Source organism: Chryseobacterium sp. c4a (genome assembly GCF_009900745.1).
In the GTDB taxonomy this organism is placed as follows: Bacteria; Bacteroidota; Bacteroidia; order Flavobacteriales; family Weeksellaceae; genus Chryseobacterium.
Window position 1 is genome coordinate 152,849 of record NZ_WXVU01000006.1, and the last position, 16,670, is coordinate 169,518.

The 16,670-nt window shown below is 35.4% G+C and carries 10 protein-coding genes; 9 read left to right on the plus strand and 1 reads right to left on the minus strand.

Features of this window, described 5'->3' with window-relative positions; genetic code table 11:
- Window positions 1-90 precede the first annotated feature (90 nt).
- The 5 genes from GTR01_RS10620 (at window position 91) to GTR01_RS10640 (ending at window position 10,228) form a co-directional block, all read left to right on the plus strand.
- Complete coding sequence (locus tag GTR01_RS10620) at window positions 91-4,428, plus strand: CusA/CzcA family heavy metal efflux RND transporter (protein ID WP_160137814.1); 4,338 nt, start codon at window positions 91-93, stop codon at window positions 4,426-4,428.
- A 7-nt stretch (window positions 4,429-4,435) separates the two neighbouring features.
- On the plus strand, window positions 4,436-5,587 hold the full coding sequence (locus GTR01_RS10625; protein WP_160137815.1) for an efflux RND transporter periplasmic adaptor subunit: 1,152 nt from the start codon (window positions 4,436-4,438) through the stop codon (window positions 5,585-5,587).
- 422 nt (window positions 5,588-6,009) lie between these two features.
- Window positions 6,010-6,693 carry a hypothetical protein gene (locus GTR01_RS10630; protein WP_160137816.1) on the plus strand — a complete coding sequence of 228 codons (684 nt, stop codon included), beginning with the start codon at window positions 6,010-6,012 and terminating at the stop codon, window positions 6,691-6,693.
- Between the two features lie 470 nt (window positions 6,694-7,163).
- The gene (locus tag GTR01_RS10635; protein WP_160137817.1) at window positions 7,164-8,975 is read left to right on the plus strand and encodes a hypothetical protein; all 1,812 of its coding nucleotides are present in this window, start codon (window positions 7,164-7,166) and stop codon (window positions 8,973-8,975) included.
- 308 nt (window positions 8,976-9,283) lie between these two features.
- Complete coding sequence (locus GTR01_RS10640) at window positions 9,284-10,228, plus strand: aldo/keto reductase (RefSeq protein ID WP_160137818.1); 945 nt, start codon at window positions 9,284-9,286, stop codon at window positions 10,226-10,228.
- 193 nt (window positions 10,229-10,421) lie between these two features.
- Here the strand turns inward: GTR01_RS10640 and GTR01_RS10645 are convergent, their stop codons facing one another.
- Complete coding sequence (locus GTR01_RS10645) at window positions 10,422-12,269, minus strand: chloride channel protein (protein WP_160137819.1); 1,848 nt, start codon at window positions 12,267-12,269, stop codon at window positions 10,422-10,424.
- Window positions 12,270-12,463: 194 nt separating this feature from the next.
- Here GTR01_RS10645 and GTR01_RS10650 point away from each other — a divergent pair, with 194 nt between their 5' ends.
- From GTR01_RS10650 to GTR01_RS10665, 4 genes are all read left to right on the plus strand, one after another.
- Window positions 12,464-13,138 (plus strand): response regulator transcription factor, encoded by a 675-nt coding sequence (locus tag GTR01_RS10650; protein ID WP_160137820.1) that lies wholly within the window; start codon window positions 12,464-12,466, stop codon window positions 13,136-13,138.
- A 214-nt stretch (window positions 13,139-13,352) separates the two neighbouring features.
- The gene (locus GTR01_RS10655) at window positions 13,353-14,648 is read left to right on the plus strand and encodes a sensor histidine kinase (protein WP_160137821.1); all 1,296 of its coding nucleotides are present in this window, start codon (window positions 13,353-13,355) and stop codon (window positions 14,646-14,648) included.
- 93 nt (window positions 14,649-14,741) lie between these two features.
- Window positions 14,742-15,776, plus strand: coding sequence for a sulfite exporter TauE/SafE family protein (locus tag GTR01_RS10660; RefSeq protein ID WP_160137822.1), 1,035 nt, complete (start codon window positions 14,742-14,744; stop codon window positions 15,774-15,776).
- Window positions 15,777-15,894: 118 nt separating this feature from the next.
- Complete coding sequence (locus GTR01_RS10665) at window positions 15,895-16,647, plus strand: hypothetical protein (RefSeq protein ID WP_160137823.1); 753 nt, start codon at window positions 15,895-15,897, stop codon at window positions 16,645-16,647.
- The last annotated feature ends 23 nt before the right edge of the window (window positions 16,648-16,670 follow it).

The following is a 16,670-nucleotide window of genomic DNA, read 5'->3' on the forward strand; positions in this document are numbered from 1 at the left end:
ACATGACCGATAAAAGCTGAGAATTTTCTTCTCCTTCCGGAATAATCAGATACCTACAAATGCTATGGGTTATCAATAAATAATTTTTTCATGTTAAACAAAATTATTGAGTTTTCTGTAAAGAATAAACTCATCATTGCTCTGTTCACCATAGGTTTGGTTCTTTTCGGGGTATATGAAACCACCAGACTTCCCATTGATGCTCAACCTGATATCACCAACAATCAGGTACAGATTATTACCACAGCTCCATCTTATGGAGCAGCAGATATTGAACGTCTTGTCACATTTCCTATCGAGCAGGCTACCAGCAATATCAGCGGAATTACGGAACTCAGAAGCCTCTCCAGATTTGGATTGTCATTGGTAACGGTAGTTTTCGATGATAAAACGGATGTATATTGGGCGCGCCAGCAGGTTCAGGAACGTTTACAACTCGTTCAGGATAACATTCCTTCCGGGATTGGAAAGCCAGAACTAGGGCCTATTTCAACCGGATTAGGAGAAATCTTTCAATATGTTGTAAGAGCCAAGAAAGGCTATGAAAACGTATATGATGAAACAGAACTGAGAACCATTCAGGATTGGGTCGTGAGACGACAATTACTGGGAACCAAGGGTGTAGCAGATGTCAGCAGTTTTGGCGGAAAGCTGAAACAATATGAAATAGCTATTAATCCTAATAAACTTCAAGCTTTTAATATCAATATCAACGATGTTTTTGCAGCATTGGAAAAGAATAATCAGAATACCGGCGGAGCTTATATCGAAAAGAAAGAAACCGTTCTTTTTATCCGAAGTGAAGGTCTTTTGGGAACAAAAGAAGATATAGGAAATACTCAGGTCGCAGAAACTAAAGAAGGTATTCCGGTTCACATTAAAGATGTAGCTTCTGTAAAAATCGGATATGCGACACGATATGGCGCTATGACCTATAATGACACCGGAGAAGTATCAGGAGCTATTGTATTGATGCTTAAAGGAGAAAATGCCAATGAGGTGATCGGTAATATTAAGCAAAGACTTGAAAAGATCCAGGAATCTTTACCCGAAGGCGTTGTTATTGAACCTTTCCTAGATCGTGCTAAGATGGTGAATAATACCATTAGTACTGTAAAAACCAATCTAATGGAAGGAGCATTAATTGTAGTATTCATCCTGGTTTTATTCCTTGGAAACTTCAGAGCCGGATTATTAGTAGCCTCCGTCATTCCTTTGGCTATGCTATTTGCCATTATCATGATGAATATTTTCGGCGTGGGTGGAAATCTGATGAGTCTTGGAGCCTTAGATTTTGGTCTTATTGTAGATGGAGCTGTAATCATTGTAGAAGCAGTTTTACATCAACTAGCCCATAAAAAGCATTTTGGTAAAGACAATATGCTCAGTAAAAAGGAAATGGATGACCAGGTTTCAAATTCTGCGACCAAAATGGTAAACAGTGCCGTTTTCGGACAGATTATTATCCTTATCGTATACCTTCCGATCTTTACCTTACAAGGAATTGAAGGGAAAATGTTCAAACCAATGGCACAAACCGTTGCCTTTGCATTGATTGGAGCGTTTATTCTTTCTCTTACTTATATTCCCATGATGAGTTCACTGGTATTAAGCAGAAAGAAAAAGGAAAAAGACAATATTTCTGACCGTGTTATGGCTAAAGTAGAAGCAGGACATCAAAAGTTCCTGATGAAAGCCTTAAAATATAGAAAAACAATCATCTTGGGAGTTCTTGTTCTTTTTGTGGGTGCCGTTTTCACATTGTCAAGAATGGGAGGGGAGTTTATTCCCTCATTGGAAGAAGGGGATTTTGCTGTCGAAATGAGGATTCTTCAGGGAAGTAATATCAATGAGACCAAAAAGGTCACCACACAAGCGTCAAATATTCTTTTAAAGCAGTTCCCTGAAATACAAAAGATCGTTGTAAAGATCGGAAGTGCAGAAATCCCTACGGAGCCTATGCCAATGGATGCCGGAGATATGATTATTGTTTTAAAACCTAAAAAAGAATGGACTTCCGCTCACTCATTTCCGGAACTATCTGCAAAAATGAATAAGGCACTAAAGGTTATTCCAGGACTAACGACTAGTTTTCAGTTTCCTGTACAAATGCGTTTTAACGAATTAATGACAGGAGCCAGACAGGATATCGTATGTAAAATCTATGGTGAGGATCTGGATAGCCTTACTACATATGCTAAGAAACTGGGAAGTATCATCAATACCGTTAAAGGAGCACAGGATCTTTATATAGAACCTGTTGAAGGAGCACCGCAAGTTGTTATTGATTATAATCGTTCAGAATTATCAAGATACAATATTTCTGTTGCAGAGATCAACCGTGTGATTAATATGGCTTTTGCAGGACAAACCGCAGGAGCTTTATATGAAGGGGAGAAAAAGTTTGATATCGTTGTCCGTATGGATAATGAGCACAAAAAAGATATTACCAGCATTCAAAATCTATTGGTGCCTACTGCAACCGGAGAACAGATTCCTTTATCTCAACTGGCAAAAGTAGAACTTAAAGAAAGTCCAAATCAAATTCAGAGAGAAGATACCAAAAGAAGAATTATTGTAGGATTTAATGCAAGAGACAGAGATGTGCAGAGTCTTGTGGAAGAGCTTCAGCAGAAAGTGGGTAAAAACCTGAAATTCTCACCAGGATATACCATTGCTTATGGAGGAACTTTTGAAAACCTGAATGAAGCCAAAGCAAGACTGGGGATTGCTGTTCCAATATCTTTAGTAATGATTTTCTTGCTGCTATTTTTCGCTTTCGGCTCTGTAAAACACAGTTTGCTAATTTACACTGCCATTCCGTTATCTGCTATTGGAGGAGTTTATTTTCTTGCATTAAGAGGGATGCCTTTCAGTATCAGTGCAGGAGTAGGATTCATTGCTTTATTCGGAGTAGCTGTACTTAACGGAATTGTTTTAATATCAGAATTTAACAGATTGAAAAACAACGGAATAACCAACACTAGCAGAATTGTTTTGATGGGTACAAAAATAAGGCTTCGTCCGGTTCTGATGACTGCTTTTGTAGCTTCATTAGGGTTCCTTCCTATGGCAATAAGTAACGGAGCAGGAGCCGAAGTACAAAGACCTTTGGCAACAGTCGTAATCGGCGGGCTTATGCTGGCAACTCTTCTAACCTTATTTGTACTACCTATTCTGTACGTCTTATTTGAACATATTAATAAAGATAAAATGAAATTCTCAAAAAAAATAAACTATAAAAAACTATCTGTTTTCTTGTTGCTGATTTCTTTCGGAAGCATTCAAGCCCAGGAAAATATTACTTTTGAGCAAGCACTCGAAAAAGCATACCAGCAAAACGGAATCCTTAAAAATTCAAAATTAATCTCTGATTATCAGGAGAAACTAAAAGCCAGCTATCTTGATCTTCCACAATTGGAAGTTACTGGAGGCTTCGGGCAAATTCAGGGGGAAGAAACCGATAATTCATTCGGGATCTCTCAAAGATTCAGTTTTCCAACCGTGTATTCAAAGAGGAAGCAGATGCTGGATGCAGAATGGACGGCAAGTGTCATTAATCAGAACCTTACTAAAACACAGATCACCAAAGAGGTTACAGATGTTTTTTACAGAATTTTAGTCCTTCAGGAGAAGAAAAAAGTATTGGAATATATTAGTCAGATGTACACTAGTTTTGCAGATAAAGCCAGTTTAAGACTAAAGAAAGGGGAATCTAATATTCTGGAGGAATCAACTGCTGAAATACAAAAAGAACAAGTAAAAGTACAGCTGAATTCGCTTGAAAATGATATGAATATCGCAAAATTACAGCTACAATTACTCCTTCAGTCTAATACGCCTTATCAACCTATTGCCGATAAACCAACCATGAGCGTAGGGCTTCAGATATCAGAAGAAATGGTAAAACAACATCCTGAGCTTCAGTACCTGCAACAGCAGATCAAAGTGGGAGAGGCTGAAGTACAACTTGAGAAAAGCAGGTTGCTTCCCGAACTTCTTATAGGCTACACCAATCAGAGCATGAAGAATATTAACAACAACCGTTTTAATTCGGTTCAGGTTGGAGTAGGAATCCCTTTGTTTACCAAAGGACAAAGAGCATTAGCAAAAGCAGCACAGGCAAAAATTGCGATCTCTGAGAATCAATATCAAAGAAAAGAAATTGAACTTAAAAACAGGCTGGGGCAGCAGTTGAGCAATTATATGAATCAACAGAGAATCATTGAGAATTATGAGCAGAAACAGCTTCCAAAATCTGAAACGATCTTAAAAACTGCCCAAAAACAGATGGATGTGGGAGAAATTGATTACCTGAACTGGGTAATACTAGTCAATCAAGCCGTAAAAACCAAGGCCGATTATATTGACAGCCTGGAAAGATTAAATCAAATTGGAGCAGAACTTAATTTCCTAATTTCAAAATAACAGCATCATGCAATTCAAAATAATATCAATATACAGTCTGGCTTTAGCATTTGCTTTATCATCATGCTCAGGCAAGAAAGAAGAAGAAAAAACAGTCTATGAAAACACAAAGTTTGCTAAAGATACCGAGAATACCGTTCATCTTACCAATCAGCAAATTCAGTCTGTAGGAATTACGACAACTTCTCTTCAGGACAGAAACATGGAAAAGCTGGTTCGTCTGAATGGAAAAGCAGAAATTGCTCCCTCTCATATCAGTTCTGTTTCAAGTATTATGGGTGGACACATCAAATCCATCAATGTGATTAATGGAAGCCACTTTAATAAAGGTCAGGTACTCGCTGTTGTAGAAGATCCTCAATTCATTCAGCTTCAGCAGGATTATCTGGTCACAAAAGCACAGCTCGAAGCAGCAAGGCTAAACTTTAATCGCCAGAAAGATCTTAACACCAGCAAAGCAAGCAGTGATAAAACCCTGCAAACAGCTCAGGCAGATTATTCAACCTTAAATGCAACACTCAGAGGGCTTGAAGAAAAATTAAGAATCGTCGGAATCAACGCGAAAGGTCTCAATACGGGAAATATCAGAAGTAAAATCAATATTTATGCTCCCTTCACAGGCTTTGTAAGTAAAATCCTGGTCAATAACGGGCAGTACATTAACCCGGCAGATACTTTATTTGAATTGATCAATCCGGCAGGATTACTTTTAGAATTAAAAGTTTTTGAAAACGATGTTAACGATATCAAAGTCGGCCAGGAAATTTTGGTCTATAATAATCAAAATCCTGATGTGAAATCCAATGCTAACATTGTAAGTGTAGTTCCCAGTATTGAAACCGGAGGTTCTGCAACGGCTGTAGCCAAACTATCATCTGTGAATACTGAATTTGTAAAAGGAATGTATATCAATGCCGAAGTTAATATCAGCAATCGATATACTCAGGGGCTTCCAAATGATGCAGTTGTTTCTTTTGAAGGTAAAAGTTATGTTTTTGAAGACTTAGGACAATCAAAATATAAAATGATTCCTGTAGTAACCGGAATTGCTGATGATCAGTTTACAGAAGTTCTGAAAGCTGATTTTTTAAAAGATAAAAAGATTGTACAGAAAGGAGCATATAGCTTACTGATGATGTTAAAGAATAAAGCGGAATAATCGCTTTCTAACAATAGATTATATAAGAAAGGTTTTGTTTACTAGTGGTAAATGAAACCTTTTCTATTTTGAAGAGGCATTGGCTCTCACAGATTTTGTGGATTACGCAGATGTTTATGGAATACTTAAAGCTGTTTGTATCGCCACGAATGCACAAATATATAGGATTATTTACCAGTGCATGGTTGATTATACCTTATAGAAATAGAGGTACTTCCATCAATGAAAAAGTAGTATCATTTGCTTTTTCGATCAGAGAAAAGTGAACCTTCTAAATTAATAAGAGATTTAGTCAGAAATTAAAGTGATGACTATCAGGAGATATTAAAAATAGATGTAAATTTATAAAGATATTTGATCAGCACGAGCAAGATGCTCGCGCTAGCAGGGGGGATGTTATTAATCTAAAATTTCCAAATAGTATGAATTTCAAAACTAAAATAGTTATGATTTTATTATCCTCTTTATTACTTACGAATTGTAAGGAGGAAATGAAAAAATGTGTAAGTCAATCAACCGATACTAATGTAAAACTATATAATGATTTAACAGATCAGTTGATACCTTATTTTTTTAGAGAAGATTATTTAGGTGAAAAAAGATATTTTGATAGTTTAAGAGTTCATGATGATGATTTATATATCGAAGAGAAGACAAAAGCGCACAACGAAATTTTTAATCATCCTGAAAAATTTTGCAATTTGTATATAGATTCTATTAAAAATAAGAATACTGATTTTGCTACAGGTAGTACCGAAGATAATATAAAATACATACAAAGAAAGAAGGATTTTTTTAAAGACTTTTCCAATAGTCCAGATATTATTAAAAATTTAAGCATACGAAGTTCTATAAAAGCAAATCAATTTAATTTGTGTACCGCAAAAGTGCTGGATCTGGCAGAGTATGATAAACATACAAATGAATGTGAGATAGGTGTTGTCTATTTTTCAGAGATTGTATTCGATACTTCAAAAAAAAGAGCATTAGTTTTTGTTGACCATCATATAAAAAAAGATTATTACGGTAGAAATGCTGTATTTAAACTAAGATTGCATGATAATTATTGGGAAATAGAAGATTTTATGTTAGTGTCAACTTCCTAATTTCCCCCTCGCTGGCGCGAGCATCTTGCTCGTGTCCAGTATAATAAGTCGCTAGACAATAACCTAGATAAAGAAAAAACCACTGCCTTTGGGCGGTGGTTTTTAATTATGAAATGTCTTATACCAAACATTATTATGCAATTAGCCGGTGTATCAACAGTAATCATAGAATATTGTAACATGCACATAGCTTATAAATCATTTCAAAAACATTCGTGTATTCGTGGCAAAAAATAAAGTGTACGCTTAATGAAAATCTTCGATTTTCTTGCGCCTTAAAACAATCTATTATTTAAAAAGCTTTGCGCCTTCGCATATTTCCAACACATCAATAAAATGACTTTTAACATATTTTCAATATTCTGAATACTATTTAATGCATAATTAATTTAAAAAGCAATACTTTTAAGCAGTGAATTAGTTGAAAGAATTTTTAGTTGCATTAAGTAAAGAACTTTTATTGAAACATAATGACAACTAAACCGTTACACAATTTCCATATTCCTGTGATGGGATTGGCTTATACCATAGACAGCCCGATCCGTGTTGCCCAATATGGAATTTCTTCTGTGATTTCCATCATTGATGATGAAATTCTGGAAAAAATGAAAAACTTTTATAATCAGAAGTTTAATCTTAATTATTCAGGAATTTCAACAAAAACAGAAGATTACAGAGCCAAAAGAATTACTGCTTATCTGGACATGGTAGATGATATCGTGAATGAAAAATTCGCATCTTTCAAACAGGAAATCAGTAAGAATAAAGAGGCTCTGAAAGATTTTGTGGCCATGCTGCCCAACACTTCAGACCTGAAAAACAGCCTTCAAAACCTTATTACCCAAAAAGAAAACTGGAGTGAAGGTCTTAAAAATTTCATAGAAACCAATCTGCTACCCGGAAGTATTGATGTCAATATCATGACAAAAGTTGATAAAGACAATTATAAAAAGAATGAACAGCTTCCTGTGATGTATAATGATGCCCACGCTTCACTCCGCGGATTTGCAAAGAGTAAATTATCTTCTTCCATGGTTCTTTCTGCAGGAATGAATCCTCGTCTGTATAGCTATATGGAAGAATTCGATGACTTTTACCCTGATAAAAACGGATATCTGAAAAAGAAAATCATTCTAAAAGTAAGTGATTTCCGTTCTGCTATGGTTCAAGGAAACTTTTTAGCCAAAAAGGGATTATGGGTTTCTGAGTACAGAATAGAATCCGGATTGAACTGTGGAGGTCATGCATTTGCTACAGAAGGAATGCTTTTAGGGCCTATTATGGAAGAATTCAGGCAGAAAAAGAATGATCTTATACAGTCTGCCCATGCCTTAATGATCAATGCTTTAGAACAAAAAGGAAAACCTGCTGTTTCGAAGCCTTTAGAAATGAAAATTACCGTACAAGGTGGTGTAGGAACTTCTGAAGAACATGAGTTTCTATTGAATACTTATCATGTAGACAGTGTAGGATGGGGATCTCCGTTTTTATTAGTACCTGAAGCAACTTCCGTAGATACAGAAACCCGGAATCTACTCTTGAAAGCTAAGGAAAAAGATTTTTACCTGAGTCAGATTTCGCCGCTGGGTGTCCCTTTCAATACTATAAAAGGAACTTCTAACGAAATATTAAAATACCAAAAAGAGGCACAAGGAAAGTATGGCAGCTCTTGCCCCAAAAAGTTGCTGGCTCTCAGCAAGGAATATTCTCCTGAAGGAACATGTACTGCTTCCAGAAAATATCAGGATATAAAGCTTAATGAACTTAATGCTCAAAAGAGTACCCTATCTGCAGAAGAGTTCCATAAGAAAAAGACTGAAATTACAGATAAAGCCTGTCTTTGCGTTGGACTTGTGAATGCCGCCTATATGGAACAAGGAATGGAGATTAAAGGTGAAAAACAGGGCGTAGTGATCTGTCCGGGGCCTAATATCGCCTTCTTTGATAAAGAAGTATCGCTTTCGGAAATGGTAAAGCATATTTATGGTAATACTAATATCTTACCTGATAACAACCGTCCGAATATGTTCATTAATGAATTGAAAATGTATGTTGATTATTTAAAAAAGGAAATTGAAAATACTTCAATCCAAATCAGCCAATCTCAGACAAAGAAATGGAACGCATTTAAAAAGAATATGTTGGAAGGGGTAGAATATTATCAAAATCTATTCAATACATCAGCATTTTTCAAGCAGGGATTACAGACAATTAATCATCAACTTCAAGAATATAAACAGATGCTTGTAGTACTTGAAATTCCTCAGGCCGAAAAGAAATAAGTTTATAAACTAAAGGGTATATAGAGTTAGGAAGAAAAGAATATAGAAATTATCTTGTTGAAACAAAATTGAACCATTCTTGTGTAAAACATTACACAATGCAGGTCACATTTATGACTTTACATTAATCCAACAATTCCGATAGAAACAGTCTTTCATAAAGACTGTTTTTTATTATATCATTCAGTAAAATAGACGAGTAAACATCGGCTTTTCCATTTATAATAACTATAGATCGTATGGCTATTTTAAATAGAGATACAGTATAATATTCCTTACCTTAGAGTTCACTTAGTAAAATTATTTTTATGGAAAAAAGAAAGATCAAAAACACTGATTTAGAAGTAGCTCCTATTAACTTTGGAGGAAACGTTTTTGGATGGACACTAGACGAAAAGCAATCCTTTGATATCCTGAACCAGTTTACAGAGGCTGGATTCAATTTTGTAGATACCGCAGACACCTATTCATGGTGGGTAAACGGAAAAGGAGGTCAATCTGAGGAGATCATCGGAAAATGGATGAAAAGCCGTAATAACCGCAAGGATATTGTTCTGGCAACCAAAGTAGGTTCTGAAACCAAAGAACATGGGTTTGATATCAGTAAAAAGCATATTCTGAAATCAGTAGACGAATCTTTGCAAAGGCTTCAGACTGATCATATTGATCTTTATTACACTCATTTTGATGACCATACAACTCCTGTAGAAGAAACACTCTCAGCGTATGACGAAATCATTAAAGCTGGAAAAGTACGTTATATTGCAGCTTCTAATCTTTCTCCTGAACGTTTAAAGGCATCTTTTGAGGCTTCTGAAAAGAACAATCTTCCTAAATATGTAGCATTACAACCCCATTATAACTTATTGGAGAGAGAAGGTTTTGAGAAAAACTATGCTCCTTTGGTTGAACAGTTCGACCTGAGTGTATTTTCATATTGGTCATTGGCAGCAGGGTTCTTAACAGGAAAATATCGTGATGAAGCAGATCTTGCCAAAAGCGCTAGAGGAGAAGGTGTAAGAAAATATTTAAATCCTAAAGGTCTTGAAGTATTAAAAGCTTTGGATCAGGTAAGTGAAAAGCATCACAGCAATCAGGGAACTGTAGCATTGGCGTGGTTATTATCCAATCCATTGGTGACGGCTCCAATTGTAAGTGCTACAAGCTCTTCACAGCTTGAAACATTATTCAATGCTCCAAAACTTATTTTGGATCAGGAAGATATTGATTTGCTTAATAAAGTGAGCAATTAATTTTCAATCATCATTATTTAGATTAAAAAAATCCGTTCAAATACTGAACGGATTTATTATTTAACCACAAAAGGCACAAAAGTTTTTGAAAATCTTTGATTGCCAATTTCCACCAAATATCACTTGAATACGTGATATTCCTCTCCTTCTGAGGAGTGTCGAATCATGGATTTGACAGGTAATTCAACAGCTATTAATCAGAATACTCCTTCAACAACTTTCTATAACTCATCAAAATAGAAGATTTGGAAATAAACCCTATAAAATCATTACCTGTACTCACAACCGGAAGATTCCATACTCCGGTATCATCAAAAGTTTGAAGAATTTCCAAAGGTTTATTTTCTGGATGAACTATGGCTGGCGGAGTTTTCATAATCTGGGCAACCGCTTGTGAAGTATCAAATTCCTTGTTAAAAAGGTAAGGTCTTACGTCATCCAGGGTTAAGACTCCTTTTAGTTTTCTCGAATCATCTACTATGGCAAAAATATTTTTATTCCCGTTTTTCACCAGTTCAAAAAACGCTGCAATAGAAGCACTTTCCTGAATCGTTTGAGAATATTTATCTATGAAATCATCAGTTCTTAAAGCAAAAAGAAGGTTTTTATCATGCTTATTGGTGAATATCTTTCCTTCGTCTGCAAGAGATTTCAGTTCGGGAGAAATAGGAGAGAACCACTTGGCAATAAGATAAGATATAATAGACACAATCATCAGAGGAATAAATAAATCATATCCAAAACTGGATTCTGCAATCAGAAATATAGCTGTAAGCGGCGCATACATAACACCACTCATCGCTCCGGCCATTCCTACCAGTACAAGATTCGTTACCGGAACATCCGTGAATCCTATATGCTGACAAACCAGAGCAAACAAATATCCTAATGTCCCACCAGCAAAAAGAGAGGGTGCAAAATTTCCTCCGTTTCCACCACTGAATATGGTAAATGAAGTCGCAAAAGCTTTTAATAATAATACCAGTACTAAAAAGACAATGATCGTCCAATCACCAATTTCAAAATATCTGAAAAAACTGTTTTCAATAATGGAATGGGTATTTCCGTTAGTGAAAGCTTTCACGGTATCATATCCCTCTCCGAATAATGGAGGAAAAAGTACACAAAGCAAAGAAAGAACAGCTCCTCCAAACATAGCCTTACGCATTTTTGAAAGCTGAAGTCCTTTTATAAAATGTTCTACTTTTTGAGAGATAATGACAAAATATCGGGCATATAATCCAGTGACAAGACCTAAAATTAAATAATAGGGTAAGTTTTTATAATTAAAGGCATCTCTTGTGTAAAATCTGAAAAGCACATCCTCCTGAAGTAATATTCTGGACAAAAGACTCCCACAGACTGCCGCAACCACCAATGGAATAAAGTCTGTAAAAACCACACCAGTCAGTAGAATCTCAAAAGCAAACATAATTCCGGCAATAGGTGCATTAAATGCAGATGCAATTCCGGCTGTAGCTCCGGCAGCCAGTAATAATGTACGTTCTTTATAATTAAGCCTATAGGTCTGTGCAAAATTGGATCCTATAGCAGCTCCGGTAACCGCAATGGGACTTTCTAATCCGGCGGAACCTCCTAATCCGACAGTAACTGCACTTTGGATCACCTGAGAATACATTTTTACAGAAGCTACAATACTTGAGTTTTGAGCAATTTCATAGAGAATAGCCCCAATTCCTTTTCGATCTTGTCCTTTAAACAATGTCAGAACAATCAAAGTAGTCAGGACAATTCCTAGAAAAGGAAAAACGATATAGAATAAGATCTGATATTCAAAATGAACCTTATTGGTAATGAAATAGTGAATGTTATGTACCAAAGTTTTCAGAATTACTCCTGCTAATCCGGCTGTACATCCTACCAGAATTCCGGAAAGCACAAGAAACTGATTCCGGCTCAGTCTGTTATTCAGCCAATGCAGAATAAGTTCATAGCTGCGGGCTTTTTCCAATCCATATTTTTGGAAATCTCTTTTAAATTTTAGAAAACTTAGGTACTTTTTTTTGTTGTGAATTTTCACCTGAGAAGAATTTTAATGCAGGCCTCAATTTGAAACTGCTGTGTAAATTTATGAAATATCTGATAAAAACTTCCCCAAAATATGCTTTTAAAGTTTTTTGGAAATAGATTCAATTCTTTTTTGGTACATTTATTCTTAGGATTATTTATTTTGAAGTTCAAAATTTCTTCAAAATTTAATGATAGATTTATCCCATGAAAATTCTAATTGTTGAAGACGAAGCAGAACTTGCTAAAAGCATCTCCGAATATTTATCTGAGGAAAGCTATCTCTGTGAAAATGCGGCCACCTTCAGTGAAGCCATGAGTAAAATAGAAATGTTTGATTATGATTGTATTCTATTGGATATCATGCTTCCAGACGGAAATGGTCTCAGGATCCTGGAGGAACTGAAAAAACAGAATAAACAGGATGGTGTCATCATTATTTCTGCCAAAAATGCTTTGGATGATAAGATTGAAGGTCTGAAGCTGGGAGCGGATGATTACCTTACCAAACCTTTTCACCTTTCTGAACTTATGGCAAGGGTGTATTCTATTATTAGAAGAAAACAGTTCAGCAGTTCCAATGTAGTTAAGCAAAACGAACTTCAGATTGATCTTTTGGCTAAAACAGTAGCCGTAAATAATGAAGTAATAGCACTTACCAAAAAAGAATTTGATCTCCTGATTTACTTTATAGGAAACAAAAACAAGGTTATTTCTAAAAGTACTCTGGCAGAACACCTTTCTGGAGATTTCGCAGATATGCTTGACAATCACGACTTTGTATACGCCCATGTTAAAAACCTTAAAAAGAAGTTGTATGATGCAGGTTGTGAACACTATCTTAAAACAGTCTATGGAACAGGGTACAAGTGGGAGGCTTAGACTGATTACGGGGTGCGAGGTACGGGGTGCGAGATTGTCAGATGATAGGTTTGGATATTTAAAAAAACAATTTCTTACTTCAGTCGAAAAATAAAAACAGAGAAATTGTCTCTATATTTAATTATAAAAATGACAATTAAATAAATACTAAATTGCAAAAAAGTAAAAATAAATCATTTTCAAAGTATACCAACTTTAAACCTCAATCATTAATTTGAATCCACTTTTAAATAAAACCACCAAACCCTTTATCATCTATGTTCTTATCGTTCTGATGATCAGTATTCCCGTATATTATTTTGTAGTGGACAATATATGGCAGGATGAGTTGGATGAACATAATCAGATCATTGTAGAGAAAACAGCCTATAAATTCAATCATTTAAAGCTTCCCGAAGAAAAACTGGAGCAGAGTATCGATCTTTGGAACCATATTCAGCCAGAAACGGATATTGAAAGGATTTCTTCTGATCAGATAAAAAGTGACAGCGTTTATATTACTGAAAAACCGCTTCCGTTTATTTCTGATCAGAAGAAAGAGCGATACCGATGTCTCAAAAAAGTGGTTTATATTCAGGGGAAACCTTACTTGTTTACCGTAGAAACCAATATTGAGGAATCTCATGAAACCATCGCTGTTATTGCTATGATCACCGTTTTCTTCTTTGCAGTGATTGTAATTGGGCTTTTGTATTTAAACAGAAGGCTCTCTGCATCTATCTGGAAGCCATTTAGAGATACTTTGAACCAATTAAAGACTTTCAACCTTAATAGTCAGACGAAAATCGTTTTTCCTACCTCTGATACTTTAGAGTTTGAAGAACTTAATCAGTCTCTTGATAAATTGATTGAACGCAATGTCTCTGTCTATAAAACCCAGAAAGAATTTACAGAAAATGCCTCTCACGAGTTACAGACTCCGCTTGCCATCATTAAAAACAAACTGGATCTTTTATTACAGGATCGGGATCTTACGGAAAGGCAATACCGCATTGCTGAAGACATGAACAAAGCGCTTACGAGAAGTTCAAGAATCAATAAAAACTTATTACTCCTTGCCAAAATAGATAATCATCAGTTTGATAATTCTGAAACAATTTCCTTTGATCAGATGTTGCTTCAAAGCATAGATATTCTGGATGAACATTTTGAACAGAAAAATATTACCGTAGAGAAAGATATAATGCCTAACATTAAAGTAAATGGTAATAGCAGTTTGACAGAAATTATGATTAATAACCTCATTATTAATGCGATTCGTCATACAGCTCCCGGTGGCAAAATTTCTCTTCAGTTAACTCAATCTGCTTTTGAAGTTTTCAATTCTGGAACACACCAACTGAATAAAGACTTACTCTTTAAAAGATTTTCAAAACTATCTGCAGATACCAACGGAAGTGGCTTAGGGCTATCTATTATACAGGAAATCTGCAAGTTCCATCACTGGACAATCAGTTATAGATTTGAAAACGGACATCATATTTTTTCTGTAGGTTTATCATTTTCTTAACATTTAAGATCTAAAAATTCAAAATTTATTCTAAATCGGATTGCACCTTTGTACTGAAAATATAAGATACTGAAGTGTAAATTTTATTTAGAAATGATTTTAAAAATTGCCCTTTTATTCGCAGGAACCATTCTTGCATTCTGGATCAGCGCTATTTGTGGAGGCGGTGCAAGTCTTATTTTGATTCCGATCCTGAATCTTTTGCTTCCTACTTCATTGGTTCCTTTTTCCTTAACGATCGGAACCTTTACAAGTTCAGCTTCCCGAATTGCCGTATTTAAGAAACATATCAATTGGAAAATATTTTTATGGTTTGTACCATTTTCTATTCCTGCTGTTTTGTTGGGTGCTTATCTGATTAAATATGTAAATCCGAATTACCTACAGTTGATCGTTGCTTTCTTTCTGATTGCCAATCTTCCGCAGCTTTTTACTTCCAAAAATAAAATTGAAGAAACGGAAAAAGAATATCCAAAATCAGCTTTGGCTCTTATTGGATTCTCAGCAGGTTTTATTTCAGGAATCACTGGTGCTGTTGGTCTTCTTTTTAACCGTTTTTATTTAAAATTCGGGCTTAAAAAAGAAGAGATTGTTGCCACCCGAGCTGCTAATGAAGTGTTTCTTCACCTTATTAAGCTTATTATTTATATCTCATTAGGATTATACTCCAAGACTGCTCTTTGGCTGGGAATAGCAATTGCAGTGGCTACTATTGTCTCTTCTTATACGGTAAAATATATTCTTCCCCATTTAAGTGAGAATCTGTTTAAAAAAATAGGGTATGGTGCTATGGTTATTTCGGGAATTACTTTAATGACAAGTACTTCTGGTAAGATCATTCAGCAGGATCAGATTGTAATTAATTCTACATCCACTGCCCATAAAAATGTATATACCATGTCCTGGAGAGATTCCCGCTTGGTTGTGGAATATAAAGCAAATGAAGGAATAGAAATAGAAAAGAGTATACACCCTGATGAGTTATCTGGAAATCTGAAAGAAAAGTATCATATACTCTTGGAACATTACGATGACGTTCGTATTGAAAAAGTATATGTATTAGGAAAAAGAACCTCTCATGAGTTTTATTGCTATAAAGATAATGTACTGACAAAATTTAAAGCTTAGCCATTATAGAATAGAATGACGCAGGATTTTATCATTCGGAATACAAGAGAGTCTTTCATAGATTTTGCCGATGGTGCAGACTTAGTCTTTTAAAGTTTAATCCAATAAAAAAAATATAATGAGAACAGTAAACAAAGTAGCAGCAGTCACTATACTTTTCTGGTTTATGAAAATTGTAGCGACCACCTTAGGAGAAACTCTTGGAGATTTTATTTCCATGACCCTGAATTTGGGATATACCAAAGGGATTCTCATTACCTTATTCTTTTTCATTCTTATTCTCTCCATACAGCTTGGAGTCAAAAAGTATATTCCGGCAGTTTATTGGCTGGTTATTATTGGCACCACCACTTTAGGAACAGAAATTTCGGATTTTATTGACAGAACATTAAAAGCAGGATATCTAGTAGGGAGTTTAGTACTTCTTTCCGGACTATTAATTTCACTTTTCTTGTGGTACAAAAAATATGGAAATCTTGAAGTCTATCCTATTTTTGAAAGAAATAAAGAGTTCTATTACTGGACTGCTATTTTATTTTCCAACAGCCTTGGAACTGCATTTGGAGATTTTCTGAGTGACAATATGGGGCTGGGTTATATGACTGGAGCTCTTATTACCGGGCTTATTATTCTGATCGTTGTACTGCTTCATTATTTCACAAAGATCAACCATGTTCTTCTGTTTTGGATCGCATTTGTATTTACCCGACCATTCGGGGCTACTTTTGGAGATCTGCTCACAAAACCTTTAGCAAAAGGGGGCCTTGATCTGGGGACAATCAATGCATCATTGGTATCTCTGGCTTTAATGATCGTGATGATTCTTATTTCACAACGAAAACACAATAGCAAAACAACTCTTCAACATTGAATTCCTAACGATAAATAATAAGT

Excerpts from the sequence above, each read along its gene's own strand:
- GTR01_RS10620 (WP_160137814.1), top strand. The coding sequence starts at position 91 with ATGTTAAACAAAATTATTGAGTTTTCTGTAAAGAATAAACTCATCATT.
- GTR01_RS10625 (WP_160137815.1), top strand. The coding sequence starts at position 4,436 with ATGCAATTCAAAATAATATCAATATACAGTCTGGCTTTAGCATTTGCT.
- GTR01_RS10630 (WP_160137816.1), top strand. The coding sequence starts at position 6,010 with ATGAATTTCAAAACTAAAATAGTTATGATTTTATTATCCTCTTTATTA.
- GTR01_RS10635 (WP_160137817.1), top strand. The coding sequence starts at position 7,164 with ATGACAACTAAACCGTTACACAATTTCCATATTCCTGTGATGGGATTG.
- GTR01_RS10640 (WP_160137818.1), top strand. The coding sequence starts at position 9,284 with ATGGAAAAAAGAAAGATCAAAAACACTGATTTAGAAGTAGCTCCTATT.
- GTR01_RS10650 (WP_160137820.1), top strand. The coding sequence starts at position 12,464 with ATGAAAATTCTAATTGTTGAAGACGAAGCAGAACTTGCTAAAAGCATC.
- GTR01_RS10660 (WP_160137822.1), top strand. The coding sequence starts at position 14,742 with ATGATTTTAAAAATTGCCCTTTTATTCGCAGGAACCATTCTTGCATTC.
- GTR01_RS10665 (WP_160137823.1), top strand. The coding sequence starts at position 15,895 with ATGAGAACAGTAAACAAAGTAGCAGCAGTCACTATACTTTTCTGGTTT.